Here is a 24,866-nt window from a genome sequence, read left to right as displayed (position 1 = left end):
ACGCCATCGCGACCGGATGCGCCTCGCCATTACCCGCCACCGACGCACCCGCCTGGTACAGGCGCCTGCATTCCGCACGGTCGTTCGAGTGGGGGAGAAGTCACCTGTAAAAGGATCGGCATCGCTCCATGTACCCTGGAACGCTTCGCCCCCTCCCAAGGTCTGGACGGTTGAAATGCAGCCGGGCAACTCCATGGCATTTCCCATGAATCTCCGCCTCTACCGCCCCGCCGATGCCAGCGCCTGCCTGTCGATTTTCGACAGCAACGTACCCACCTACTTCGCGCCCGAAGAGCGCAGCGACTTCGAACGCTTCCTGCGCGAGCAGGCCACGGGCTGTGCATTCCAGGTGATCGAGCGCGATGGAAACGTCGTCGCCTGTGGTGGCCTCTCGCGCCGTAGCGACGGCAGCGCCGGCTTCTGCTGGGGCATGGTGCAGCGCGCGCTGCACCGCCAGGGACTGGGCCGCACACTGGCACTCGCGCGCCTGCACCAGGCTGAAAGCGATCCGTCGATCGACCGCATCGCGCTCAGCACCAGCCAGCACACCCAGGGCTTCTATGCCGGCCTGGGTTTCCAGGTGGCGCGCATCGTGCCCGATGGGCATGGCGCCGGGATCGACGCCGTTGAAATGGAGCGGGAGCTCTAGCGCTCCCGCCCCGGTGCCATCCGCGCAGGGCGTGGTTCTACCGCCCGCCTGCTCCCTCAGAACCCGACGCGCAGGTTGATCTGCCCACCCACATCGCGGCGGCCATCGCCATGCTGGCCCTGCACGAACATCGACAGCTGGCTGTTGCGACCGAGGCCGACCGCCACACCCACCTGGCTGACCAGGGCATTGCGTGCCATCACCGCGCTGTAGACATCGAAGGCGTCGCCGCCCACCGCAAAGCGGTTGCGGCTGGCTACATCGGTATCCCCCGACGCATGCTGCCAACCCAGGCCGACCGTCAGCTGCGCCGGGAAGCGCTCGCCGCTGCCCACGTCCCAGCGCCCACGCACGCCCACGGTACTGACATTGAGCGTGTCCTTGCCGCCTTCCAGCACCAGTGCCGCGCTGCCACCCTGCTCCACCGCACGATCGCTGTCGACCCAGTGCTTGGTGAACTGCACATAGGGCTGCAGCTGGGTCCTGCCGTGGGTCCATGTCCAGCTGCCTTCCACCTGGGCGATGGTCACATCGGCATCCTGGCGGCTGTACAGGGTCTGGCCCAACAACGGCACTTCACGCGTGGTGCGCGTGCGGTAGTCACCGCGCGACACGCTGCCACCCACCGCGAAGCCGTTGTTCCACTGTCCCTGTGCATACAGGCCGAACGTGTGGCCACGCAGGCGGGCCCGCGAGCTGCGATCATACAGCCGCGTATCCAGCCGTTCGTTGCCGGCCGCTGCACCCAGCACCACATGCTCGCCCAGCTGCCAGTCGACACCGGCCATCAGCGCATTGCGATTGGCGCGGATCTCATCGCCATTGCCGTCGCCATCCTGCCTGAACACCTTGCCGCTGCCGGCCAACCAGGCCGAAGCGCGCTCGCCACGCACGGTCGGCAACTCGCTGCCGAGTCGCTGGCGGATGCCTTCTTCCAGGTAGTTGTCGTACAGCAGCACCGCGCGGCTGGCCGCGTGCACTTCACCGGAGAGCTGTTCGAATGCGCTGCGCGCAGTGCCGGCGTCATACATCAGTACCGTGTTGTACAGGCCCAGGGCCCCGCCACTCTGCGGCAGGCTGTCCAGCGCCGCGGCGGTGTTGTACTGGTTGCGCGTGTTGGCCACGGTGGTGAACGCTGCGGTCTGCGCCACGTCGATCTGCAGGTTCGCCGTGTTGGCGGTGTAGACCGGGGTGATGGTCAGGAAGGCCGACGGCGAGGTTGCCGAGGCGAACTGCCCACTCACGCCACCGCCCGCACTGACCACCGTGTACTGCTGGCCCTGCTGGTAGCTGGTGCTCGGCGAAATGGTATTCACCCGCACGGTGCTGCCGCCCACATTCGCGCTGCCGCCGGCCTGCACCGTGTCGCTGCCGGTGGCGCCCAGGTCGATGCCCAGCGTGCTGCCCGGTGACAGGTTCAGATTGCCGCCCACCGTGATCGTGCCGGTGCTGTTGCCTGCACCACCGCCATTGCCCGGGCCATTGCCTGGCGACAGCACGCCGCCGCTGGACACCGTCACGCCACCGCCGGTACCCCCGATGGTGCCGGTGCCGGACAGGGTCGTGCCGCTGCCGATGGTCCACTGTCCGCCGATGTTGCCGGTGACATTCAGGCCGCCGCCGGTGACCTGGCCGGTGCCGCTGAAGCCACCACTGTTGCCGCCCAGATTCAGCGTGCCCGGGCCGGCCTGCACGATGCTGCCACCGCCGGTGATGCTGCCGCCAAGCGTGGTGGTGCCACCGGTGTTGATGACCAGGCCGCCGTCGTTGGTGATGTTGCCGATGATTGAGCCGCTAGCCCCACCGTTGCCGACCTGCACGGTGCCACCGGCATTGATGGTGGTACCCCCGGTGTAGGTGTTGTTGCCGGTCAGCGTGAGGGTGCCGGTGCCGGCCTGGGTCAGGCCGCCACTGCCGCTGATGGTGCCGCCCACCGTGCTGTTGCCGCCGACGTTGAACACGAGGCTGCCGTTGTTGCTGACATTACCGGTGATCGCACCGCTTGCGCCCCCATTGCCGACCTGCAGCGTGCCGCCGGTGTTGATGGTGGTGCCGCCGGTATAGGTGTTGTTGCCGGTCAGGATCACGGTGCCGGTGCCCGCCTGGGTCAGGCCACCGCTGCCGCTGATGGCGCCGCCGACGGTGGTGGTGCCACCCACGTTGAACACCAGGTTGCCGTTGTTGGTGACGCTGCCGCCGATGGCGCCGGTCGCACCGCCATTGCCTACCTGCAGCGTGCCTCCCGTGTTGATGGTGGTCGGGCCGGTATAGGTGTTGTTGCCGGTCAGGGTCAGCGTACCGCTGCCGGCCTGGGTGAGGCCGCCACTGCCGCTGATGGTGCCGCCCAGCGTGGTATCGCCCGCCAGGTTGGACACCAGCGTGCCATTGTTGGTGACATCACCGACGATTGAGCCCGTTGCCCCGCCATTGCCCAGCTGCAGCGCACTGCCGGCGTTGATGGTCGTGCCGCCGGTATAGGTGTTGGTCCCGGTCAGCAGCAGCGTACCGCTGCCCGCCTGGGTCAGGCCGCCGCTGCCACTGATGGTGCCGCCCAGCGCGGTGTTGCCGGCCACGTTGGAAATCAACGCGCCATTGTTGGTGATGTCGCCAGCGATGGCGCCGGTCGCGCCGCCGTTGCCCACCTGCAGCGTGCCGCCGGTATTGATGGTGGTCCCGCCGGTGTAGGTATTGTTGCCCACCAGGGTCAGCACACCGCTACCGGCCTGGGTCAGGCCACCACTGCCGCTGATCGCACCGCCGACCGTGGTGTTGCCCGCAACGTCGAACACCAGGCTGCCGTTGTTGGCAACGTTGCCGGTGATCGCGCCGGTCGCACCGCCATTGCCCACCTGCAACGTGCCACCGGCATTGATGGTGGTGCCGCCGGTATAGGTGTTGTTGCCGGTCAGGGTCAGCGTGCCGCTGCCGGCCTGAGTCAGGCCGCCACTGCCGCTGATGGTGCCACCGAGCGTGGTGTTGCCGGCCACGTTGGATACCAGCGCACCGTTGTTGGTGATGTCGCCGACGATCGCGCCGGTCGCACCGCCGTTGCCGATCTGCAATGTGCCACCGGCATTGATGGTGGTACCGCCGGTGTAGGTGTTGTTGCCGGTCAGCACCAGCGTGCCGCTGCCGGCCTGGGTCAGGCTGCCACTGCCGCCGACTACACCGCCCACGGTTGCCGTGGTGCCGAGGTTGTAGACCAGGCTGCCGTTGTTGGTGATGTCGCCCAGCACCGAGCCGGTGCTGCCGCCGTTGCCGATCTGCAGCGTGCTGCCACCGTTGATGGTGGTGCCACCGGTGTAGGTGTTGTTGCCACTGAGGGTCAGCGTGCCGGTACCGCTCTGCACCAGGCCGCCGGTGCCACTGAGGACGCCGGCGAACGTGGTGCTGGCGTTGTTGCCGCCGGTGGTCAGCGTTGCACCGCCCAGCACCACGCTGGAACCGGTCACGCCAGCGAGGCCTCCGATGCTCTGGCTGCCACCGGCGCTGATATCCAGCGTACCGGCACCGGCCAGGTTGACCGTACTGGCACCGGACAGGCTGCCACCGGCCGCCACCGCCAGCGTGCCACTGTTGATGGTGGTGGCGCCGGTATAGGTACTCGCACCGCCGAGGGTGACCGTCGCCGCGCCATCCTTCAGCAGGCCGCCAGCGCCGCTGATCGGGCCGTTCAAGGTCAGTGCGTTGCTGCCGCCCAGAGTCAGCGTGCCGCTGGCCAGCTGTACGGTGTTGGCCAGCGTCAGCGCGCTGGTGCCATCCAGGCTGGCGTTGCCGCCTACGGTCAGCGCACCGGTTCCCAGCGAACCGTCGTTGCCCAGTAGCAGGCCACCGGCATTGAGGGTCACGCCGCCCGTGAAGACGTTGACGCCAGTCAAGCCCTGGATGCCTGCGCCGTTCTTTACCAGCCCCCCTGCACCTCCGATGGTGCCGGCGAACGTGGTATTGCCCACGCCATTGAGGGTCAGCGTGCTGCCACCCAACGCCAATGAAGAGCCTGCCACGCCTGCCAGCGAACCGATCGCCTGCGCGCCCCCCGCACTGATGTCGAAGGTGGTACCGGCGTTGGCCAGGTTCACCGCACCGGTCGCAGCGAGGCTGCCACCGGCGCCGATCGCCAGCGTGCCGGCGTTGATGGTGGTGCCACCGGTGAAGGTGTTGGTGCCGGTCAACGTCTGGGTACCGGAGCCTTCCTTGATCAGCCCACCGGAGCCGGCCACCGAACCACTGAACGTGCCATTGGTGGCGTCTCCGATCGTCAGCGTGTTGGCGCCCAGATTCACCGTGCCGTTGCCGATCAGGGTACCGAACTGCTGCGTGCCGCTGCCTGCCGACAGATCGAAGGTCGCCCCCGAGGCCAGGTTGACGATGCCACTGGCGTACAGGCTCGCGCCCGCACCCAGTGCCAGCGTACCAGCGTTGATGTTGGTGCCGCCGGTATAGGTGTTGGTGCCGTTCAAGGTCAGCGTCGCGGCACCCTCCTTGGTCAGGCTACCGGTACCACTCAGGTTGCCGTTGAGGGTGAGGTTGTTGCTGCCCAGGACGGTCAACGCGTTGCTGAGGATGAAGTTGTTGCCGAGGATGACCGCAGTGTTCGAATCGAGCGTCGCAGCGCCTCCGACCGTCACCGTACCGGTGCCCAGCGCAGCATTGTTGCCGACCACCAGGCCACCGGCGTTGAGCGCCACGCCACCGCTGAAAGTGTTGGCGCCATTGAGCGTCTGCACGCCCGCACCGTTCTTGATCAGGCCGCCACTGCCGCCGATCACACCGCTGAAGGTGCTGTCCACGGTGCCGCCCAGGGTCAGTGTGCTGCCGCCCAGCGCCACCGTGCTGCCTGCAACGCCGGCCAGCGAACCGATGGCCTGGTTACCCGCGGAGATGTCGAGCGTGCCCGCACCGGCCAGGTTCACCGCGCCGGTTGCGGCGAGGCTGCCACCGGCACCGATCGCCAGTGTGCCGCTGTTGATGGTGGTCCCCCCGGTGTAGGTGTTGGCACCGCTCAGAGTTACGGTGGCCGCACCGTCCTTGATCAGCCCGCCCGTGCCGGAAATTACGCCCCCCAGTGTCAGCGCCTGACTGCCGAGCAGATCGAGGCTGGCACCCGCTGCCAGCCCGATGTTGTTGGCAAGGCTGACGCCGGTCGTTGCATCCAGCGTCGCGTTGCTTCCGACCGTCAACGCACCGCTGCCGAGCGCAGCGTTGTTGCCGACCACCAGGCCACCGCCGTTCAGTGCAACGCCACCACTGAACAGATTCGCGCCACCCAGCGTGAGGATGCCGGTGCCATTCTTGACCAGGCCACCGGTGCCGGAAATCGTGCCATCGAAGAGGCTGTTGCCCACACCACCAAGTGTCAGCGTCTGTGCCCCCAGGCTCACCGTCGAGCCGGCCACGCCGTTCAACGATCCGATGGTCTGGTTGGCACCTGCGGTGGAGATGTCGAAGCCGGTGCCCGCAGCGCTCAGCGTCACCGCGCCGGTCGCGGCCAGGCTGCCGCCCGGACCAATCGCCAGCGTGCCAGCATTGATGAAGGTGCCGCCGGTGTAGGTGTTGGCACCGGTCAGCGTTTCGATGCCCGTACCCACCTTGGTCAGGCCACCGGTGCCTGTGATCGAGCCACTGAAGGTGCCATTGGTGGCGCCGCCGACCTCGATCGAGTTGGCACCGAGGTTCACCGTACCATTGCCGACCAGGGTGCCGAATTGCTGCGTGCCGCTGCCGGCAGACAGATCCAGCGTGGCACCCGTGGCGAGGTTCACGGTACCGCTCGCCGCCAGGCTGGCACCGGCCCCCAGCGCCAGCGTGCCGGCATTGATGTTGGTGCCACCGGTATAGGTGTTGGCGCCGTTCAAGGTCAGCGTCGCGCTGCCATTCTTGGTGAGGCTGCCGGCCCCGGACAGGACGCCGTTGAGCGTCAGTGCATTGGTCCCGAGCACGGTCAGCCCGGCGTTGAGCGCGATGTTGTTGGCCAGCGTTGCCAGGCCGGTGGTATCCAGCGTGGCGGCACCACCAACGGTCAATGCGCCGGTGCCCAACGCTGCATCATTGCCAAGCACCAGTCCGCCCGCGTTGAGCGTTACGCCGCCGCCAAACGTGTTGGCACCGGACAGCGTCTGTACGCCCGCGCCTGCCTTGATCAGACCGCCGCCGCCACTGATCACGCCATCGAACGCGGCGTTGCCGGCCGTACCGAAGGTGAGCGAATTGCCGCCCAGCGCCAGGGTGCTGCCACCCGCACCGTTGAGCGCGCCGATGGTCTGGCTGCTGCCGGCACCGGAAATATCAAAGCCAGCGCCTGCACCCAACGTGACATCACCTGCTGCAGCAAGGCTGCCGCCCGTGCCCAGCGCCAGCGTGCCGGCATTGATCGTGGTACCGCCGGTATAGGTGTTGGCACCGGACAGCGTCAGCGTGGTGGCACCATTCTTGACCAGGCTGCCATTGCCACCGACCACGCCCGACAGCGTCAGCGCAGTGCTGCCCGGCAACGTCAGTACGACGCCCGAGCCCAGCGTGACCGCATTGCCCAGTGCCACCGCAGCGCTCGCATCAAGCGTGGTACTGGCATTCACCGCCAGCGCGCCGGTACCGAGCGCATCATTCGCACCCACCACCAGGCCACCGCCGTTCAAGGTCAGGCCGCCACTGAAGGTATTGGTGTTGTTGAGGGTCAGCAGGCCCGCACCGTTCTTGATCAGGCTGCCATTGCCGGCCACCACGCCACCGAGAGTGAGATCGTTGCTGCCACCCAGGGTCAGCTGCGTACCGGCACCGAAGTTCACTGCGTTGGCCAGGTTCAGCGCCACGGTGCTGTCCAGCGTAGTCGTGCCACCAATGCCCAGTGCACCGGTACCGAGTGCGCTGGCGTTGCCGAGAACCAGGCCACCGTCGTTGAGTGCAAGGCCACCGCTGAAAGTATTGGCACCGGACAGCGTCTGTACGCCCGCGCCTGCCTTGATCAGACCGCCGGTACCATCGATCACGCCGGCAAAGCTGCCACTGCTGGCGCCGCCAAAGGTCAACGACTGCGCGCCCAGCACCAGCTGGCTGCCTGCCACGCCGTTCAGCGCGCCGATGGTCTGCGCCGCACCGGCTGCGGAGATGTCCAGCGTCGCACCGGCACCGGCAAGATCCACCGCGCCGGCCGCGGCAAGACTGCCGCCCGCCCCCAGCGCCAGCGTGCCGGCGTTGATGGTGGTGCCACCGGTGTAGAGGTTGGCGCCGGACAGGGTGAGGCGGGCCGCGCCGTCCTTGATCAACCCACCGGCACCGAATACCGGACCGGTGAGCGTCAGGTCATTGCCGCCCAGCACGGAGAGATTCGCACCGGCGGCCAGGCCGATGAGGTTGCCTATGGTGAGTGCAGACGTTGCATCCAGCGAAGCGTTGCCGCCCACGTCCAGCTGGCCGGTACCCAGTGCCTGCGCATTGCCCAGCTGCAGCAGGCCCGCGTTGAGGCCGACACCCCCGCTGAAGGTGTTGGGTCCATTCAACGCCAGCGTGGCCGTACCATTCTTGACCAGGCTGCCAGTGCCACTGATGAGACCGCCCAGTGACACGTCCTGGCTGCCCAGCAGATCCAGCGCCGCGCCTGCCCCGAGGTTGACGTTGTTGGCGAGGTTCAGCGCTACTGAACTGTCCAGCGTGGCAGTGGCGCCCACCGACAGTGCACCGGTGCCCAGTGCGGCGGCGTTCCCCAGGAACACGCCGCCGCCGTTGACGGTGAGCCCACCACCGAAGCTGTTGGCGCCGTTGAGGGTCAACGTGCTGGCACCGTTCTTCACCAGCCTGCCGGTACCGGACACCACGCCACCCAGCGTGATCGCCTGCGAGCCCGGCAACGACAGCGCCGCACCCGCGCCCAGGTCAACATTGTTGGTCAGGCTCAACGGGGCGCTGCCATCGAGCGTGACGTTGCCGCCGATGCCCAGTACTCCAGTACCGAGCGCGCCGCTGTTACCCAGCAGCAGGCTGCCGGCGTTTGCATTCAGTCCACCGCTGAAGGTGTTGGTGCCGTTCAAGGTCAGTGTCGATGCGCCATTCTTGACCAGGCTGCCGGTGCCCGTGATGTTGCCGTCCAGGGTCAGGTTCTGGCTGCCCGGCAGGGTCAGGGCCGCACCGAGGTTGATCGCATTGCCCAGGTTCAGCGCCGCAGTGGCGTCCAGCGAGCCGTTGCCACTGACCGTCAGCGCACCGCTTCCCAGCGCACCGGCGTTGCCCAGCACCAGGCCACCGGCCGCAAGATTCACCCCACCGCTGAAGGTATTGGCACCGGTCAGCGTCTGCACGCCGGTACCCTGCTTGATCAGCCCACCGGTGCCGCCGATCACGCCGGCGAAGGTCTGGTTGGTGGCATCACCGAAGGTGAGCGTGCTGCTGCCCAGCGCCAGGGTGCTGCCCGCCACACCGGACAATGCACCGATGGTCTGGTTGCCACCCAGCGAGATATCCAGCGCGCTGCCAGCGCCGGCCAGGCTGACCGCGCCGGTCGCCGCCAGGCTGCCACCACTGGCCAATGCCACCGTTCCGGCATTTACCGCCAGCCCACCAGTGAACATGTTCGCGCCGCCCAGCGTCAGCGTGGCAGCGCCGTTCTTGACCAGGCTGCCGCCCCCACCAATGACACCCCCCAGCGTCAGCGCATTCGAGCCCAGCACATTGAGCGAACCACCGGCGCCAAGCGTGATGCCATTGCCCACGGCGAGCTCGGCGCTGGCGTCGAGCGATACCGCACCGCCGACGTTCAGTGCCCCGGTTCCCAGTGCACCGCCGTTGCCCAGCACCAGACTGCCCGCGTTGAGTGCCAGACCACCGCCGAACGTATTGGCGCCGTTGAGGGTCAGCGACGATGCACCATCCTTGATCAGGCCGCCAGCGCCGCTGATCACCCCGTTGAAGGTGAGCGCCTGCCCGCCAAGCAGATTCAGGCTGGCACCCGATCCGAGGCTGACAGCATTGGTCAGCGCCAGCGCCGTGGTGCCGTCGAAGGTGGTGTTGCCGCCGACAGAGAGCGTACCGCTGCCCAGCGCGGCGGCATTGCCCAGCAACAAGCCACCGGCGTTGAGCGCAACACCGCCCGTGAGGCTGTTGACGCCCGACAGGGTCTGCACGCCGGTGCCGAGCTTGATCAGGCCGCCGGTGCCTGCGGCGAACGTGCCGCTGTAGCTGGTATTGCCCAGCCCGCCCAGGGTCAGGGTGTGGCTGCCGAGGTTGACCGAACCACCAAGCCCGGCCAGCGAGCCGATGGTCTGGTCGGCCGCCGCCGAAAGATCCAGGCTGGTGCCGACGCCCAGCGTGATCGCACCGGTGGGCGACAGGCTGCCGCCCGCGCCCAGCGCCAACGCGCCCCCGGCCAGGTTGAAGCTGCCGCTCAGCGAATTGGCACCGTTCAAGGTCAGCGTGCCGGCACCGTTCTTGGTCACGTTGCCGGCACCGGATATCGAGCCACTCAATGTCAGCGCATTGCTGCCCAGCAGGTTCAGCGAGCCCCCGCCATTGACCACCAGGTTGTTGCCCAGGGTGAAGCCCGCCGTCGTATCCAGCGAGGCGCTGCCACCGACGGTCAGGTTGCCGCTGCCGAGTGCACCGGCATTGCCCAGCAGCAGGCCGCCGGCATTGAGGTTGACGCCCCCGGAGAACAGGTTTGCGCCGCCGAGAGTAACAATGCCGGTGTTGTTGACCGTCAGCCCACCAGCGCCTGAAAGCACGCCATTCAAGCCGAACGCATTGGTCCCGGCCAGGGATAGATTGCCGCCGAGGTTGAACGCATTGGCCAGATTCAGACCGGCCGTGGAGGATGCGATGGCACCGCCGTTGGCCGTGAACAGCCCGGTGCCGAATGAACCGGCATTGTTGAAATTGACCAGGCCATCATTGAGCGTCGTCGGGCCGGATGCGCCCCATGCGCCCTGCAGGGTCCAGGTACCGCTGTTGACGGTGAGCTTCTGGAAGTTGAGGTACTGGTTCCAGCCCAGTGTGGTCACCGCTCCGCCGGTGCCTGACCCGGGACCGGCGGAACTGTTCTGCAGCACCAGCGCGTTGTTGCCCGCACCGCTGCCAGTACCCGCGTCGACCGTTCCCGCTGCCGCAACCTTCACCCCGGTAACACCCGTAATCACGCCGGCAAGGGCGGTGCCACCGCCGGCCGCAACGCTGGAACCCGACACTGCGGTGAAGGTATTGCCGCCGGTTGAATCACCCAGATGAACGCTACCGTTGACCGCCCCCGCATTGAGGAACGTATTACCGCCAGAAGCGCCCAGGCCGACGCGTCCGTCGATGGTACCGGTGTTGGTCACATTCGCTGCCGCGCCACCATAGGTCACCACCGTGGTCGCGTCGGAAACGCTGCCCACACCGATCAAGGACGTGCTGATCAGGCCGGCATTGTTGATGGTGGTGGTGCCGTTGACGTTCTGTGCCACCAGCGCCTGTCCACCGAAGCCCAGCAGCGTTGCGATGTTGACGACACCCTTGATCTGTCCGCTGGCGTTGTTGTTGACGACGATCGCGCTGTTGTTGGCAGAACCATTGCCGATGACCAGGCCGGGCGAGGCGAGGACGATCGAGCTCGGATCGATCGTGCCATTGTTGTTGACCGTCACGTTGTCGCCGGTCAGCGTTGCTGCGTTGCCTCCACCTACAACCGGCGGCGTACGCAGCAACGCACCCGCGGCGATGTTCAGCGTGAGGCCGTTGGTCGCGTTGGAGTAATTGTTGATGGTGGTGGTGCTGTCGCAGTTTACGGTCGTGGTACCCGTACACGCCGCGAATGCCGATCCACTGGCCAGTGTGGCGGCCAATGCCGCCGCCAACTGGTGCGCCCGCAATCGCGGTACCCGCCCTGCGCTGACCGCGCTTCCCCCGGGATTCCGGGCGACCTCCGAAGCAACCTGCATTACCCCAAGGGCACGATTGAAAACCAGACGGTAAATGCGGTTCATCGGTAAATCTCCATGAAAAGACCGGATGGCACAGCTGGCAGGTTTTTTTTGGAGACAATGCGGGCCGCCCCTGCTCCCGATACGGGGACAAGGCCTGAAGGCATTAACTCCTGAAAATCTTCACATCTTCACGTGACCGCACCCCGGGACGGGTACGTCAGCGTGTCCATCAAGACGAAAACTCCCCGATTTCGCCCGACGAATGGCGGCACTGTGCGACCGGCGGTGCCAGCGGCATGTGAATCACGCGCGCCATTTTCATGACGCACGTCAAATAAAAGGGGCCGGCAGAATGGTTTTGCCGAAAATGCATATCGTTGTATGTGGCGGGGAATCCGTCCCCGCCATGAGTAAATAAATTCAGCTACTGGAGAGTTTCATCAGCACCAGGCCGGAAACAATCAGCACCGCTGCACCGATCCGCATCGGGCTGACCTGCTCACCCAGGAATACGATGCCGACCACGAACGCGCCGACCGCGCCGATACCGGTCCAGATCGTGTAGGCGGTGCCCAGCGGCAGGCTGCGCATGGCCACCGCCAGCAGCCAGAAGCTGGCGATCATGCCGATGATGGTGACCACGGTGGGGGTGAGCCGGGTGAAGCCTTCGGACTGCTTCATGGACACGGCCCAGACGATTTCCAGCAGGCCGGCAAACAATAGATAGATCCAGGCCATGACGGCCCTCCTCTTGGTAGGGCCAGGCCGTCCTGGTCTTTGATTCCCGATGTGGGGGAGGTCGTTCCTCCTGGCCGGCATTCTAGCAACGGGGGCCACGCCCGGCCGCCGTGGCCAGGAACGGGTTACAGCCAGTTCAGTGCGTGAAGCTGGCGTCGATGGCCCCGCCTGCGCTAGAATGAGGGCCTGCCATCGGTAATCCGATGTGCGGTCCGGCTGTGGTCTCCAGCGCATCGCGCGCTGCTTCCCCTGATCCGTGAACTGGCCGCCCACCGGGCGGCCAACGTCTCTATGGTGGCCCCGTCGGCCCCTCGCGACGCTAGGTCGAAAACCCCGCCAGGGCCGGAAGGCAGCAACGGTATCGATCGACGCGGGCGCCGAGGCCAGCCGGCGGGGCCACCGCCTTTTCGGGCGACCCACGGCCCTGGCAGCCGCCACCCTTGGTTGGCGCCCCTCGCCGGGCATGGCCCAGCACTACTGCAGCGCGCGCTCCAGCGCCTCCAGTTCGGCGGCCAGCGCCGCATCGGCGGGCTGGCCGGTCCTGCTCACGGCGGATCCTGCACCAGTACGTCCGGCGCGGTCGGGTCAGCCAGCGGCACGCACTGCCCCGGCTGCGCCACGCGGTGCCCGCGCGCGGCCAGCGCCTGGCCATCGGCCACGCTGGCGTAGTGGTAGAGCATCATCCGCGCCTGCAGTTCGATGCTGTACTCGCGCTCCAGGTCGTCCACGCCCGTGTGTGACGGGTTGCCGTGCAGGCCGCAGTCGTGGGCGATCAGTTCGTTGTCGTTGGCGTAGCGCGCCAGCATCTCCGGAATCGGCCGGGTATCGCCGCTCCAGGTCAGCGCACCCTGCAGGCGCAGGCCATAGGCCGTCTCCGGCCAGTGATGGCGCACCGGAAACACCTCCAGGCGCACCCCCTCATGCCAGAACGCCTCGCCCACCACGATCAGGTGGAAGGCATCCCAGAAGTTCGCACCGCCCTCGGCCAGCACGTTCGGATAGTCACCAATGCGCTTGTGCAGCAGCGGCACCACCGTGGCAGGCACGTACAATCGCACCTTGCCGCGCCGGTGCGCATTGAAGAAAGTGTCCACGAACAGGCGCTCGAAGCCGGCTACATGGTCCAGGTGCACATGGGTGACGAACAGCGCCTGCGGCATGTGCCCGTAGTGCGCCTTGAACGCGGTGAGGCCTTCACCGCCGCAATCGATGGTCAGCCACGGGCGACCACCGCGCTCGATCACCGACATCGGCGATCCCAGCTCGACCGCCGACGCGTTGCCGACGCCGAGGAAACGCAACGACCAGTCCATCAGGTGCCCCGGTTCCAGGCCATGTCATAGGCACGGCGCAGCCGTGCGTAGTCCTTCTGCACATCTTCCACGCTGCGCTCGCCGCGCAGCTTGACCAGCGAGCGCAGCAACCGCTTGAGGTTGCGTTCGCGCCAGCCAGTGGCCGGGATGCGGATCACCCCACGGTCGAAATCGATCAGCCAGCCATGGCCACTGCCATCGAACAGGATGTTGTGCGCGTTGAGGTCGGCATGGTCCAGGCCGGCACGGTGGAAACGGGCGATCAGCCGCCCGGTCTCTTCCCAGGGCGCGCCCCGGCCCGCAACCAGTGCGCGGTCGGCCAGCGAGCGCACGCCCTCGATCCGTTCCATCAGGATCGCGGCCCGGTAGCGCAGGCCCTCGCGCATGTAGAACGCGGCGATCGGCCGTGGCACCGGCAACTTCTTCTCGCGCAGCGCGCGCATCAAGCGGAATTCGGCGAAGCTGCGGGTCCGGTCCGAGCCGCGCCAGAGGTACTGGTCGAGGCTGATCCGGGCCGCCATGCCGCCGCGCAGGTAGTGGCGCAGCACGCTGGCACCGAACGGCGCATCGACGAACCAGGCGCTGCCGCGGCCGCCCTCGCCCACCGGGCGGGCCTTGCTGCCCCAGTGCTGGGGCGAGAACAGGCCAATATCGGCTTGCCGCAGCCGCTCGCGGTCGAACAGAATGGCCCCGATGCCGCGACCCTCGCGGCATGGCGTCAGCGCTTCATTGGCGTCGAATGCGACCATTTCATTGAGTCTACAACACATGGCATCAGCGTCCTCCTCCTTGTGCCTCCTGCGCCTGTCCGCACTCGGCGACGTCACCCACGTGGTGCCCCTGGTGCGCACCCTGCAGGCTGCGCGCCCGGACACGCCGATCCACTGGATCATCGACAAGGTTGGCCACAAGCTGCTTGACGGCCTGCCCGGCGTCACCTTCCATGCCTACGACAAGAAGAGCGGCATGGCCGGGGTCAAGGAACTGCGCAGGCAACTGCCACCGGGGCGCTTTGAAGCGCTGTTGCAGATGCAGGTCGCGTTCCGCGCCAACCTGCTGTCGGCCTTCATTCCGGCCGAGCGCCGCATCGGATACGACCGCAGCCGCTCCAAGGACCTGCACGGGCTCTTCATCAACGAGCGTATTCCCGATCGCCCCGGCATCCACGCGCTGGATGCCATCGGCAGCTTCTGCGAGCCGCTGGGCCTGCGCCAGACCGAAGTCAGCTGGGATCTGGCGGTGCCGCCGTCCGCCTTCGAGTGGGCCGCCGCACAGTGGCAGGACGATGGCCGCCCGGTGCTGATGATCTCACCCTGTTCCAGCCACGTGCGGCGCAACTGGTATGCGGACCGCTATGCAGCGGTGGCCAACCACGCCGCACTGCGCGGTTGGCGGGTGGTGCTGTGCGGTGGCCGCAGCGAACTGGAGCGCCACATGGCCGATGCGATCCAGGCGCAGCTGCAGACGCCGGCACTGGACCTGGTCGGCAAGGACACGCTCAAGCAGCTGCCCGCCCTGCTGGCCCGCGCCAACCTGGTGATGACCCCGGACTCGGGCCCGATGCACATCGCCAACGCAATGGGCACCAAGGTGCTGGGACTGCATGCGGCCAGCAACCCGAACCGTAGTGGCCCGTACTCGGACCGCCGCTACTGCGTGGACCGCTACGACGACGCAGCGCGCAAGTACCTGGCCAAGCAGGCCACCGATCTGAAGTGGGGCACCAAGATCGAATTCGACGATGTGATGGAACTGATCACCGTCGAAGACGGTATCGCTGCCTTCGAACGCTACGTCGCCGACCACCTGGGGTGAGCGGCGGCCTGCCCGGGATCACGTGCGCTGCGCGTAATCCTGATAGGACTTCTCTTCCACGTACGCCGAACCCAGCGCCAGGTTGATCGCCTTCTTGATGCGTGCGCGTTCGTCGTTGCGCAGGTAGACGCTGCGCGCCAGGTCGATGAAGCCCTGGTCGAACGCCTGCGCCTTCTCCTTCAGCCGGATGTCGTCCTCGATGTCCCAAAGCTGCTCGTTGACCGCCTTCAGCTCGGCACGCAGCCTGGCGATGTCCTTCACCGCGGCCGGGTGTGCCATCCAGGTCTGCTCCAGCGCCGACAGCTCCCTGCGCACATTGGCCAGCTTGCCCTCGTCGCTGATGCGCTCGGACTTGATCTGCAGGATCGAGATCTTGTCCAGCAGCTCGCCGAAGGAAACGGGGACGAGGATTTCAGCGGTCATCGGGGAAAGCTCCAGCAGGTGATGCGTACATGGTAACCCGCAGCGTCCGCACGGATATCCCGGGTAGATCCACGCCATGCGTGGATGAGCCTGCCAGCAGGAACAGCATCCACGCACCGCGCGGATCTCCCATGATGCATCTGGAGGACCAAGCCCCTCTGTTGAGGGGCTGCCCCGACAGGGGCGGGGAGAGGCCGGCAAAGGGAGGGCCCCACGCGTTGCGCAGCAACGTGTGGGGCGACGCGCGCAAAGCGCGTCGTGTCCCGCGCCAGATCAGGACATGGTCAATACGCCGCAAATCCCGATGTGCATCCACGCATGGCGTGGATTCACGGAGGCAATCTGGTGGAACAAGCCCCTCTGTTGAGGGGCTGCCCCGACAGGGGCGGGGAGAGGCCGGCAAAGGGAGGGCCCCACACGTTGCGCAGCAACGTGTGGGGCGACGCGCAGAGCGCGTCGCGTCCCGCGCCAGATAAAGAAAAAGGGCTGCCTTTCGGCAGCCCTTTTTCTTTATCTGGCGGAGAGGGGGGGATTGTCGGGTGCATCCATGCACCCGCCCCTTCCGCGCTACGCGCTCCAGGGCCAGCCTGCGGCTGTCCGGTTCTGCTCCTGCAGAACCGTCGAACCCCGTCGGGGGTTCTCATCCCCTCGCATCAGGGGTGTCGATCACTACAACAACCGCCTGCATCTCCCGAACGTTGGCCAAGAAAAAAGCCGCCCAGTGGGCGGCTTTCTTCTTTGTCTGGCGGAGAGGGGGGGATTCGAACCCCCGAGGCGCTATAAACGCCTGCCTGATTTCGAGTCAGGTACATTCAACCACTCTGCCACCTCTCCGGGTGGTCCCCGGCGAACCGGGGACGCGCATCATACGAGGAAGTGAGGCCGGCGACAAGCCATTCCGGTCAACGAAGTGAAAATTTCCTGAGTGCATGCCTTGCCGGATGCCTGCAGCCCCCTGATGATGCCTGTCTCCCCAGCAATACCCCGCCCCCGCACACCATGATCGAATTCGGACACCTCACCCATCCCGGCCTGCGCCGCGAGCTCAACGAAGACACCTACTACGGTGACAGCGAGCTGGCCCTGTGGCTGGTGGCCGATGGCATGGGCGGCCACGCCTGCGGCGAGGTGGCCAGCGCGCTGGCCCGCGAAACCATCGTGCGCGAGATCCGCCGTGGTGCGCCGCTGGTCCACGCCATCCGCACCGCCGACGAAGAGATCATCCGCGCCTCGCGCAGGCGCAACGACACCCTGCCGATGGGCACCACCGTGGTCGCAGCACGCGTGCAGGGCAATCGCTACGAAGTGGCATGGGTCGGCGACAGCCGTGCGTATCTGTGGCGCGATGGCCAGCTGGCTCAGCTCAGCCAGGACCACAGCGTGGTGCAGGAGCTGGTCGCGCAGGGCAACCTGACGGCCGAGCAGGCACGCGCGCATCCGCATCGCAACGTGGTCACCCAGGCGCTGGGCGTGACCGATCCTGCACATCTGAACGTGGCCACCACCAGCGGTGAGCTGCGCCCAGGCATGCAACTGCTGCTGTGCAGTGACGGCCTGACCGAGGAAGTGGACGACCGCAGCATCGCCCGCACCCTCGCCTTCGACGATGCCAGCGCGCAGGAATGCGTGGACACGCTGGTCGCCGCCGCGCTCGACGGCGGTGGCCGCGACAACATCAGCGTCATCCTGGTGCGCTGCCACTGAACCTGGTGCATGAGCCGAGCATGGGCTCGGCTCTACAGTAGATCCACGCCATGCGTGGATGTTTATGCGCTGGCGGGCTCTTCCACCTTCGGGCCATCCCACAAGGCGTAGCCGGCCTTCTTGCGCAGTCGTTCCAGACGCGCGCTGTGCGCTTCCAGCTCAGACGGGGTGGCCACCACGCGTGGGCGCGGCAGCAGTTTGCTGGTATCGAAGGCCTGCAGCGCGGCACCGGCGCCACCGCCGTCATCGTCGCCCATGCCGAAGCCGATCTCTTCCTGGCCCGAGGTCAGCGCGATATAGACGTCACCCAGGATCTGCGCGTCGAGCAGGCCGCCATGCAGCGCACGGTGCGAATTGTCCACGCCCAGGCGCTTGCACAGCGCATCCAGCGAATTGCGCTGGCCCGGGAAGCGCTCGCGCGCCATCACCAGGGTATCGATCACCGTGCAGCGATCGGTGATCTTTCCATACTGCGGGCCCAGCAACGACAGCTCGTTGTCGAGGAAGCCCAGGTCGAACGCCGCGTTGTGGATGATCAGCTCGGCGCCATCGATGAAGGCCAGGAATTCATCGGCGATCTGCGCGAAATCCGGCTTGTCAGCCAGGAACTCCAGGGTCAGGCCGGTGACTTCCTGCGCGCCCTGTTCGAACTCGCAGTCCGGCTTGATGTACTGGTGGTAGTTGTTGCCGGTCGGGCGGCGCTTGAACAGCTCCACGCAGCCGATTTCGACGATGCGGTTGCCCTTCTTCCACTCCAGGCCGGTGGTTTCGGTATCGAGGATGATCTGACGCATGGGCTCAGTTTACCGGGCTGGCGTCGCGGATCTTGATGGCCGCGTTGCGGGCCAGGGTATCCACCCGCTCATTGTCCGGATCGCCGGAGTGGCCCTTCACCCAGCGCCAGTCGATCTGGTGCCGCAGCGTCGCCGCATGCAGGCGCTCCCACAGCTCGCGGTTCTTCACCGGGTCGCCGCCGGCGGTCTTCCAGTTCTTGCGGATCCAGCCGGGCATCCATTGGGTCAGCCCCTGCCGCACATACTGCGAATCGGTGTAGAGCACGATGTTGCACGGCTCGGTCAGCGTTTCCAGACCGGAAATGGCCGCCATCAGCTCCATCCGGTTGTTGGTGGTGTGCGCTTCGCCGCCGCTCAGTTCTCGCTCGTGGCCCTTGTAGCGCAGCAGCGCAGCCCAGCCGCCGGGGCCGGGATTGCCAAGGCAGGAACCGTCGGTGTGGATTTCAATGGTTTTCAATACAACTCCAGATCAGGTAGCAACGGTGCCGTGCCAACGCACCGGCAACGGTTTCGGCCCGGGCAGGGCCAGCGTTCGCTTTTCAGCATGGAACAGGCAGGCCGCGCGCAGTGGCGACCAACCGCCCGCGCGACGGCTGCCGGCGCCGCGCCAGAGCGGGCCGAGGAAACGCATATCGTCGCACTCCAGCCCGTGGCGGCCGAGCAGCAGGCGGATCCGCTGCGGCGTGCGCACCACCAGCCCGTGCTGGCGCCAGTGCGTGCGGTAAGGGCTGAACGGGTTGAGGCTGCTCAGCCACAGGTGGCCGCCCGGCATCAGCACGCGCTCGCACTCATCGAGCAACCGATCAGCGTCGGCTGCGGTGACATGCTGCAGCACGACCGCATTGACGCTTTCATTGGCCAGCGGCAGCGGCAACGCACAGCGGGTGTCGCCGGCATAGCCGTGCCCCTGCCGGTACAGGCGCAGGCCGCGCCCGCCAAGCTGCGCATCGTCCAGCCATGCCGCACTCGGCGCGATCCACAGCCAGGGCTGCACCGGCAGCAACGACAGCTGCGGCAGCAGCAGTTGCCGCTCCAGAACGCGCAGGGCTTCCGCCGGTTCGCTGTCGAACCACGGGGTCTGGCTCGCTTGACGGGTGCTCTGCAGCGCGGGCATGGTCCAATTCTATGCGACTGACTGCCCTGCCCGCATTTGCGGACAACTACATCTGGACGTTGATCGACGACGACGGCGCCGCCGTGGTCGTCGATCCTGGCGATGCCGCGCCGGTGCTTGCGCTCGCCGATCAGGGCCTGCGCGTGGACACGATCCTGCTCACCCATCATCACGATGACCACATCGGTGGCGTGCCCGTGCTGCAGGCACGTTTTCCCGGAGTCCGGGTGATCGCGCCCGCCGAGGAGCGCATCCCTACGGCAACCGAACGGGTCGGCGAAGGTGAACGCGTTCAGGCACTGGGCCGGGCGTTCCACGTACTATCCGTGCCCGGGCATACCCGCAGCCACATCGCGTTTCACACTGCTGAACATCTTTTCAGCGGAGATTCGTTGTTCAGCCTGGGCTGTGGACGCCTGTTCGAAGGTACGCCGTCCCAGCTGCTGGCATCGATGCGCAAGCTGGGTACCTTGCCCGCGCAACTGCTGCTTTGTTGCGCTCATGAGTACACCGTGTCAAATGCCGTCTTCGCGCGGCATGTCGACCCCGCCAACGCTGCCTTGAGGCAGCGCCAAGAGGAGGCTTTGGCCATGCGCCGCGATGACCGTTCCACCCTGCCGGTAACCCTGGCCAACGAATTCGACTGCAATCCGTTCCTGCGTGTGCACACTGCGCCGATCCGCGCGTCGGTGTCGGCACACCTGGGCCGTGACGTCGTTGACGACGTCGACGTGATGGCCGGTCTCCGGCACTGGAAAGACGGCTTCCGCGCATGATGCGCCGAAGTCTGCCGCTGGCCTTGGGCCTGATCCTGGGGCTGGCCGGAACCGCCAGCGCCCAGTCGCTGGGCGCTGGCATCGGCCAGAACCTGACCGCCGCCGCCGCCCTGCCGCTGGATCCGGCCGCGTTGCCGGCCGCGTCGGTCCGCAACGGCCAGGAGATCTTCTCCAGCTTCCGCGATGGCCTGGCCGAGCCCACCTGCAATGCCGAGGCCACCAGCCCGCGCTGGCAGAAGCAGTTCGCCCACGCCCCGTCGCGCCTGGCCAACCAGGATGACGATGCACTGGTGCTGTTCGGCTATGTGGTCGAAGAGCTGCGCAAGGCCAACCTGCCCACCGAGTTCGCACTGATTCCCTTCGTGGAAAGCGGCTACCGGCCCAATGCCCGCAACGGCAGCGGCCCAACCGGCCTGTGGCAGTTCATCGCCACCACAGCGCGCAATCACCGCGTGCCCATGGCCAACGGCTACGACGGCCGCCTGTCGGCGGTCGATTCCACCCAGGCCGCAGTGCGCTACCTGAAGACCCTGCACGGCATGTTCGGCGGTGACTGGCGCCTGGCCACCATGGCCTACAACGCCGGCGAGTACCGCGTGCTGCAATCGATGCGAAAGGCCGGCATGAACGCGCAGAACGCCAAGCCCTCGGCGCTGCCCGGCCTGTCGCCGGTCACCCATGCCTACGTCGAGAAGCTGCATGCCCTGGCCTGCGTGCTGGAAGACGTGGAAGACCAGCCAGGGGTCATGGCCTCGCTGGACCGCACCGTGCCTGTACTGAAGGACCACACCCTGCCCGCCGGCACCAGCGTCCAGCAATGGGCCGCACAGCGCGCACTGGACCCGGCCAGGATCGTCCGTCTCAACCCCGCCCTGGCGGGCGGTGGACGCGTCTCGTCCGGCACCACCCGCGTGCTGGCGCCGGTCTCGGCCGCCAACGCGACCGTGGCGGACACCGCCACCGCGCTGGTGGCCAGTAGCGTACCTGTTGCCGCCGCCTCGCCAGCGCCGCAGGTCGCCAAGACCGTGGCCGCGATCGCCGATCGTCCGCGCAGCCGTCGCCACACCGTGCGTAATGGTGAATCGGCCTGGACCATCGCCCGCCGCTATGGCATGCCGGTCAAGGCGCTTCTGTCGCTGAACGGCCTGAGCGGCAGCAGCGTGCTGAAGCCGGGTGCGGTGCTGCGCGTCGAAGACTGACGCGCAGGCCAAGCCCTCCTGTAGAGCCGAGCCCCTGCTCGGCTTTTTTCTTGCCTGCGACTTGTCGGGGTTCATGACCAGCCGAGCATGGGCTCGGCTCTACAATTCAATTTCCAGCAGCGCCCGCACGAAAAAAAGGCCCGGCAATGCCGGGCCTTCTTCGATCTGCTCGCCGCGAGGCTTACAGGTTCGCTTCGGTGGTCTGGATCATGAACTTCTTGCGCATCGCCTCGATGTAGGCCTTGGCCGCGGCCATGCCGTCGATCTGGCTCAGCTGTTCCTTCAGCTGCTTCTGCTGCTCTGCGGTCACTTCCTTGATGTCGCCCGGATTGACCTTGTTCACCGCGAACAGCAGCGCGTGACCATTGACGTCGACCTTGCCATAGCTCGGCTTGCCTTCAGCCGGCACCGGCGCACTGAAGATCGCGCGGTTGATTTCCGGGGTCGGCACCGGCTGGCTGCGCGGCAGGCCCGGCATCGGGCTCAGCTGCAGCTTCTCGCTGGCAGCCAGCGACTGCAGGGTGGCGCCCGCCTTCAGCTTGGCCAGGATGGCATCGGCCGCCTTGTCGCTGGCCTGGCGCTGGCGATCAGCACGGATCGCAGCGATCACCTGTTCGCGGGCCTTGTCCAGCGGCAGGGCCTGTTCCGGGGTGTGTGCAGCCACACGGATGACCACGCTGTGGTTGGTCGCGCCGCCCAGGGCGATCGGGTCACTGGCGGTACCGTCCTGCACCAGCACGTCGGAGAAGGCGGCACGCAGCACGGCCGGGTCAGCGGCGATGCCGCTGGCGGTCGCGCGGGTGATCGGGCCCAGGGTCTGCAGCGGCAGGTTCACTTCCTTGGCGGCGGCCGCCAGGTCGCTCGGGCTCTTGTTGATGGCATCGACCAGGCGACCGGCCAGTTCGTTGAAGCCGCGCTCGCCGTCGGCCTTCAGCTGCTCGGCAGCCAGCGTGTCACGCACTTCCTCGAACGACTTGCCCTGGCCACCGCGCACAGCGGCCACCTTGATGATGTGGTAACCGAACTCGGTCTTGACCGGGCCGATCACGTCACCGGCCTTGGCCGCAAACAGCGCGTCCTCGAACGGCTTGACCATCGCACCGCGCTCGACCCAACCCAGGTCACCGCCCTGGTCCTTGGAGCCCGGATCTTCCGAATTGGCCTTGGCCAGCGCAGCGAAGTCGGCACCGGCCGCCTTGGCTTCGGCAGCGATCCTGTTCGCCTTGGCTTCGGCGCCGTCACCGGTGATCAGGATGTGCGAGGCCTGGCGCTGCTCCGGCGAGGTGAACTTTGCCTTTTCCTCTTCATAGCGCTTGCGCAGGGTCGCTTCATCGGCCGGGGTCGGTGCCGGCAGGTTCGCACCGTTGATCTCGACGTACTCCAGCGACACGCTCTCGGCCTGGCGGAAATCCTTGCCGTGGCTGTCGTACCACTTCTTGATCTGATCATCGGTGACCGGCGCGGTATCGGCCGGTACGGGCGGCAACGCGGCCAGCTCGACGTCGCGGGTTTCGCCCAGCAGCTTCAACAGGCGCTCGGTCTCGGCCTGGGTGACGAAGCCGGAGCTCTGCAGGCCCGATGGGATCACCGACTGCTGCAGGCTCTCACGCACCAGTTCCTGGAACTGGGTCGGGGTACGCGGCGGATTGCCACCGGCCAATGCCAGGCGGTAGTTGTTCTCGTTGAACTTGCCGTTCGAATCGAGGAACGCCGGCATGGTCGCGATGTACTCGCGCACCGCGCCATCGCCGATCACCACGCCCGCCTGTTCACCGACCAGGCGCACGACCTGTTCGTCGATCAGCTGATCGAGCACGGCCATCTTGTTCTCGGTGCTCTCGAACGCGCGCGGGTCGAAGTTGTCGCCCTGCTGCTGGCGCTCACGCATGCGCTCCTGCTCGAAACGCGTGCGGAAATCCTGCGAGCTGATCTCATGGTGCTGCCACAGCATGCGCACCGGCCACCACGACGGCGCCGAACGCCACCAGGTAGGCGGTGCGGAAACCTTGGCCACGTTCTGTGCGCCAACGCCACCGAGGTAGCTGTTGTCGATCACGAACAGGAACGGAATCATCAGCAGCCCCAGGATCACGGTGACGATCCAGCCTGAGGTCTTGTCGCGGAGTTTCTGCAGCATGGTGAGGAATCACAAGGCCTGATTGGCGAGCCCGGCAGTGTAACCCGCTTCGCCGCAGGGACCAAAAGCAGCACTGACGCGGCCTGCGCCCACTTGCGCAGGCACGCATCATCAGTGCATCGGCCAACTCCATCCTGGCGCAAAGAAAAAGCCCCCGGCTTGCGCCGAGGGCTTTTAGAGTTGGCGGAGCGGACGGGACTCGAACCCGCGACCTCCGGCGTGACAGGCCAGCATTCTAACCAGCTGAACTACCGCTCCGCGCTTGAACTTTGCAGGTGCCCAGTATATCCGAAGACTCTCTGGAAACCCAGCCCGATGAACACTTTTTTCAAAGTTTTTTCACAGGGACTTAAGAAGTCTGCAATGGCGGAGCGGACGGGACTCGAACCCGCGACCTCCGGCGTGACAGGCCAGCATTCTAACCAGCTGAACTACCGCTCCGTTCTTGCAAAGACTTTTTCGCCTTCCTCCCGTACCTCTCGGTGAGAAGACAAGGCCCCCAGCCTTGAACCGGGGGCCTGGATGTAATGGCGGAGCGGACGGGACTCGAACCCGCGACCTCCGGCGTGACAGGCCAGCATTCTAACCAGCTGAACTACCGCTCCGCGTTGTTACCTTTTTGCTTTCAGCCGGCCTGGACCGGGGAGAAAACAAAGCCTCCAGCTTTTGGCCGGAGGCCTCGTTGAATGGCGGAGCGGACGGGACTCGAACCCGCGACCTCCGGCGTGACAGGCCAGCATTCTAACCAGCTGAACTACCGCTCCACACTCAAACTTTTACCGCGGTGCTGTGGTGGGTGCTGAGGGTTTCGAACCCCCGACCCTCTCCGTGTAAAGGAGACGCTCTACCGCTGAGCTAAGCACCCCAGCGAGCCGCTTAGTTTACAGCATCCTTCAGGGCCTTGCCAGCCTTGAACGACGGATTCTTCGAAGCAGCGATCTTGATGGTGTCGCCGGTCTTCGGGTTGCGGCCGGTGCGGGCAGCACGGTCGCGGACCTGGAAGGTACCGAAGCCAACCAGGGTGACCGCATCGCCGTCCTTCAGCGCCTTGGTGATGGCAGCAACGACGGCATCGACAGCGCGGCTGGACTCTGCCTTGGTCAGGTCGGCAGCTTCAGCAACGGCATCGATCAATTCGGTCTTGTTCATTCTCTACAACTCCTTTGGCGGTGGGTTCCGCTTATTCGACAGGGAAGCAACCGCACGCCATCTGCATGCGGCCGCCATGTGGAAACGGTTCGCCGAATCCAGCGATCACCAGACTGCGACCACTCATTCGCGAGTGCTGCTTTTATACCAGTGGCCCTACCCCCACGCA

15 protein-coding genes, 6 tRNA genes and 1 other RNA gene are annotated in these 24,866 nt (G+C 66.4%); 6 read left to right on the top strand and 16 right to left on the bottom strand.

All coding sequences use genetic code 11. From position 1 onward, the window contains the following. Positions 1-205: 205 nt before the first annotated feature. On the top strand, positions 206-649 hold the full coding sequence (locus tag ACZ75I_RS04410; RefSeq protein ID WP_472958740.1) for a GNAT family N-acetyltransferase: 444 nt from the start codon (positions 206-208) through the stop codon (positions 647-649). A 56-nt stretch (positions 650-705) separates the two neighbouring features. Here the strand turns inward: ACZ75I_RS04410 and ACZ75I_RS04405 are convergent, their stop codons facing one another. Together ACZ75I_RS04405 and ACZ75I_RS04400 are read right to left on the bottom strand one after the other, a co-directional pair. Continuing rightward, positions 706-11,595: an autotransporter-associated beta strand repeat-containing protein gene (locus tag ACZ75I_RS04405; protein ID WP_472958739.1), complete on the bottom strand. Its 10,890-nt coding sequence runs from the start codon at positions 11,593-11,595 to the stop codon at positions 706-708. A gap of 360 nt (positions 11,596-11,955) precedes the next feature. Next, positions 11,956-12,273, bottom strand: a complete 318-nt coding sequence (locus ACZ75I_RS04400; RefSeq protein WP_005415486.1) for a DMT family transporter — start codon at positions 12,271-12,273, stop codon at positions 11,956-11,958. A 300-nt stretch (positions 12,274-12,573) separates the two neighbouring features. Here ACZ75I_RS04400 and ffs point away from each other — a divergent pair. After that, an RNA gene (gene ffs / locus ACZ75I_RS04395) (signal recognition particle sRNA small type) lies at positions 12,574-12,664 on the top strand. Between the two features lie 154 nt (positions 12,665-12,818). Here the strand turns inward: ffs and ACZ75I_RS04390 are convergent. Both ACZ75I_RS04390 and ACZ75I_RS04385 read right to left on the bottom strand, forming a co-directional pair. Further along, a complete protein-coding gene (locus tag ACZ75I_RS04390) occupies positions 12,819-13,586 on the bottom strand; it encodes an MBL fold metallo-hydrolase (protein ID WP_472958738.1) in 768 nt (255 codons plus the stop codon). Continuing rightward, positions 13,586-14,335 carry a 3-deoxy-D-manno-octulosonic acid kinase gene (locus ACZ75I_RS04385; protein ID WP_134972602.1) on the bottom strand — a complete coding sequence of 250 codons (750 nt, stop codon included), beginning with the start codon at positions 14,333-14,335 and terminating at the stop codon, positions 13,586-13,588. Before ACZ75I_RS04385 ends, ACZ75I_RS04390 begins: the two co-directional genes overlap by 1 nt. A 19-nt stretch (positions 14,336-14,354) precedes the next feature. On the opposite strand from ACZ75I_RS04385, the gene ACZ75I_RS04380 reads away from it, so the two are divergent. After that, positions 14,355-15,401 (top strand): glycosyltransferase family 9 protein, encoded by a 1,047-nt coding sequence (locus ACZ75I_RS04380; RefSeq protein ID WP_180869539.1) that lies wholly within the window; start codon positions 14,355-14,357, stop codon positions 15,399-15,401. A gap of 18 nt (positions 15,402-15,419) precedes the next feature. Here the strand turns inward: ACZ75I_RS04380 and ACZ75I_RS04375 are convergent, their stop codons facing one another. Beyond that, positions 15,420-15,824, bottom strand: a complete 405-nt coding sequence (locus ACZ75I_RS04375) for a DUF6165 family protein (protein WP_061479957.1) — start codon at positions 15,822-15,824, stop codon at positions 15,420-15,422. A gap of 743 nt (positions 15,825-16,567) precedes the next feature. After that, positions 16,568-16,658, bottom strand: a tRNA-Ser gene (locus tag ACZ75I_RS04370). 165 nt (positions 16,659-16,823) lie between these two features. Between ACZ75I_RS04370 and ACZ75I_RS04365 the strand changes: the two genes are divergently transcribed. Next, on the top strand, positions 16,824-17,528 hold the full coding sequence (locus ACZ75I_RS04365; protein ID WP_061479956.1) for a PP2C family protein-serine/threonine phosphatase: 705 nt from the start codon (positions 16,824-16,826) through the stop codon (positions 17,526-17,528). 62 nt (positions 17,529-17,590) lie between these two features. Here the strand turns inward: ACZ75I_RS04365 and dnaQ are convergent, their stop codons facing one another. From dnaQ to ACZ75I_RS04350, 3 genes are read right to left on the bottom strand one after another with little or no spacing between them, the layout of a single operon-like run. Next, complete coding sequence (gene dnaQ / locus ACZ75I_RS04360; RefSeq protein WP_005415480.1) at positions 17,591-18,322, bottom strand: DNA polymerase III subunit epsilon; 732 nt, start codon at positions 18,320-18,322, stop codon at positions 17,591-17,593. Positions 18,323-18,326: 4 nt separating this feature from the next. After that, positions 18,327-18,779 (bottom strand): ribonuclease HI, encoded by a 453-nt coding sequence (rnhA, locus tag ACZ75I_RS04355; protein WP_472958737.1) that lies wholly within the window; start codon positions 18,777-18,779, stop codon positions 18,327-18,329. 12 nt (positions 18,780-18,791) lie between these two features. Then, positions 18,792-19,436, bottom strand: a complete 645-nt coding sequence (locus ACZ75I_RS04350; RefSeq protein ID WP_061479955.1) for a methyltransferase domain-containing protein — start codon at positions 19,434-19,436, stop codon at positions 18,792-18,794. Positions 19,437-19,447: 11 nt separating this feature from the next. Here ACZ75I_RS04350 and gloB point away from each other — a divergent pair, with 11 nt between their 5' ends. Together gloB and ACZ75I_RS04340 are read left to right on the top strand one after the other, a co-directional pair. Next, positions 19,448-20,212 (top strand): hydroxyacylglutathione hydrolase, encoded by a 765-nt coding sequence (gene gloB, locus ACZ75I_RS04345; protein WP_472958736.1) that lies wholly within the window; start codon positions 19,448-19,450, stop codon positions 20,210-20,212. Further along, positions 20,209-21,411, top strand: coding sequence for a lytic transglycosylase domain-containing protein (locus ACZ75I_RS04340; RefSeq protein ID WP_472958735.1), 1,203 nt, complete (start codon positions 20,209-20,211; stop codon positions 21,409-21,411). The genes gloB and ACZ75I_RS04340 overlap by 4 nt, the downstream gene beginning before the upstream one ends. 181 nt (positions 21,412-21,592) lie before the next feature. Here the strand turns inward: ACZ75I_RS04340 and ACZ75I_RS04335 are convergent, their stop codons facing one another. The 7 genes from ACZ75I_RS04335 to ACZ75I_RS04305 all read right to left on the bottom strand — a co-directional run bounded on the left by ACZ75I_RS04335 (position 21,593) and on the right by ACZ75I_RS04305 (position 24,697). Next, positions 21,593-23,548, bottom strand: coding sequence for a peptidyl-prolyl cis-trans isomerase (locus ACZ75I_RS04335; RefSeq protein WP_134972211.1), 1,956 nt, complete (start codon positions 23,546-23,548; stop codon positions 21,593-21,595). A 181-nt stretch (positions 23,549-23,729) separates the two neighbouring features. Next, positions 23,730-23,806 (bottom strand) — tRNA-Asp (locus ACZ75I_RS04330). 106 nt (positions 23,807-23,912) lie between these two features. Next, positions 23,913-23,989: transfer RNA gene (locus tag ACZ75I_RS04325), tRNA-Asp, on the bottom strand. Positions 23,990-24,076: 87 nt separating this feature from the next. Then, a tRNA-Asp gene (locus ACZ75I_RS04320) sits at positions 24,077-24,153 on the bottom strand. An 82-nt stretch (positions 24,154-24,235) separates the two neighbouring features. Next, positions 24,236-24,312: transfer RNA gene (locus ACZ75I_RS04315), tRNA-Asp, on the bottom strand. 26 nt (positions 24,313-24,338) lie between these two features. After that, positions 24,339-24,413: transfer RNA gene (locus ACZ75I_RS04310), tRNA-Val, on the bottom strand. 11 nt (positions 24,414-24,424) lie between these two features. Further along, entirely contained in the window at positions 24,425-24,697 is a 273-nt protein-coding gene (locus tag ACZ75I_RS04305; protein WP_005408270.1) for an HU family DNA-binding protein, read from the bottom strand. Positions 24,698-24,866 lie beyond the last annotated feature (169 nt).

This window comes from Stenotrophomonas sp. X, from assembly GCF_055721025.1.
The sequence above is the reverse complement of the archived record's forward strand: the minus strand, read 5'-3'. Positions and strand labels throughout refer to the sequence as shown.

Bases quoted from the DNA above. Each gene is read 5' to 3' on its own strand.
- ACZ75I_RS04410 (WP_472958740.1), top strand. From the start codon at position 206: ATGAATCTCCGCCTCTACCGCCCCGCCGATGCCAGCGCCTGCCTGTCG.
- ACZ75I_RS04405 (WP_472958739.1), bottom strand. From the start codon at position 11,595: ATGAACCGCATTTACCGTCTGGTTTTCAATCGTGCCCTTGGGGTAATG.
- ACZ75I_RS04400 (WP_005415486.1), bottom strand. From the start codon at position 12,273: ATGGCCTGGATCTATCTATTGTTTGCCGGCCTGCTGGAAATCGTCTGG.
- ACZ75I_RS04390 (WP_472958738.1), bottom strand. From the start codon at position 13,586: ATGGACTGGTCGTTGCGTTTCCTCGGCGTCGGCAACGCGTCGGCGGTC.
- ACZ75I_RS04385 (WP_134972602.1), bottom strand. From the start codon at position 14,335: ATGGTCGCATTCGACGCCAATGAAGCGCTGACGCCATGCCGCGAGGGT.
- ACZ75I_RS04380 (WP_180869539.1), top strand. From the start codon at position 14,355: ATGGCATCAGCGTCCTCCTCCTTGTGCCTCCTGCGCCTGTCCGCACTC.
- ACZ75I_RS04375 (WP_061479957.1), bottom strand. From the start codon at position 15,824: ATGACCGCTGAAATCCTCGTCCCCGTTTCCTTCGGCGAGCTGCTGGAC.
- ACZ75I_RS04365 (WP_061479956.1), top strand. From the start codon at position 16,824: ATGATCGAATTCGGACACCTCACCCATCCCGGCCTGCGCCGCGAGCTC.
- dnaQ (WP_005415480.1), bottom strand. From the start codon at position 18,322: ATGCGTCAGATCATCCTCGATACCGAAACCACCGGCCTGGAGTGGAAG.
- ACZ75I_RS04350 (WP_061479955.1), bottom strand. From the start codon at position 19,436: ATGCCCGCGCTGCAGAGCACCCGTCAAGCGAGCCAGACCCCGTGGTTC.
- gloB (WP_472958736.1), top strand. From the start codon at position 19,448: ATGCGACTGACTGCCCTGCCCGCATTTGCGGACAACTACATCTGGACG.
- ACZ75I_RS04340 (WP_472958735.1), top strand. From the start codon at position 20,209: ATGATGCGCCGAAGTCTGCCGCTGGCCTTGGGCCTGATCCTGGGGCTG.
- ACZ75I_RS04335 (WP_134972211.1), bottom strand. From the start codon at position 23,548: ATGCTGCAGAAACTCCGCGACAAGACCTCAGGCTGGATCGTCACCGTG.
- ACZ75I_RS04305 (WP_005408270.1), bottom strand. From the start codon at position 24,697: ATGAACAAGACCGAATTGATCGATGCCGTTGCTGAAGCTGCCGACCTG.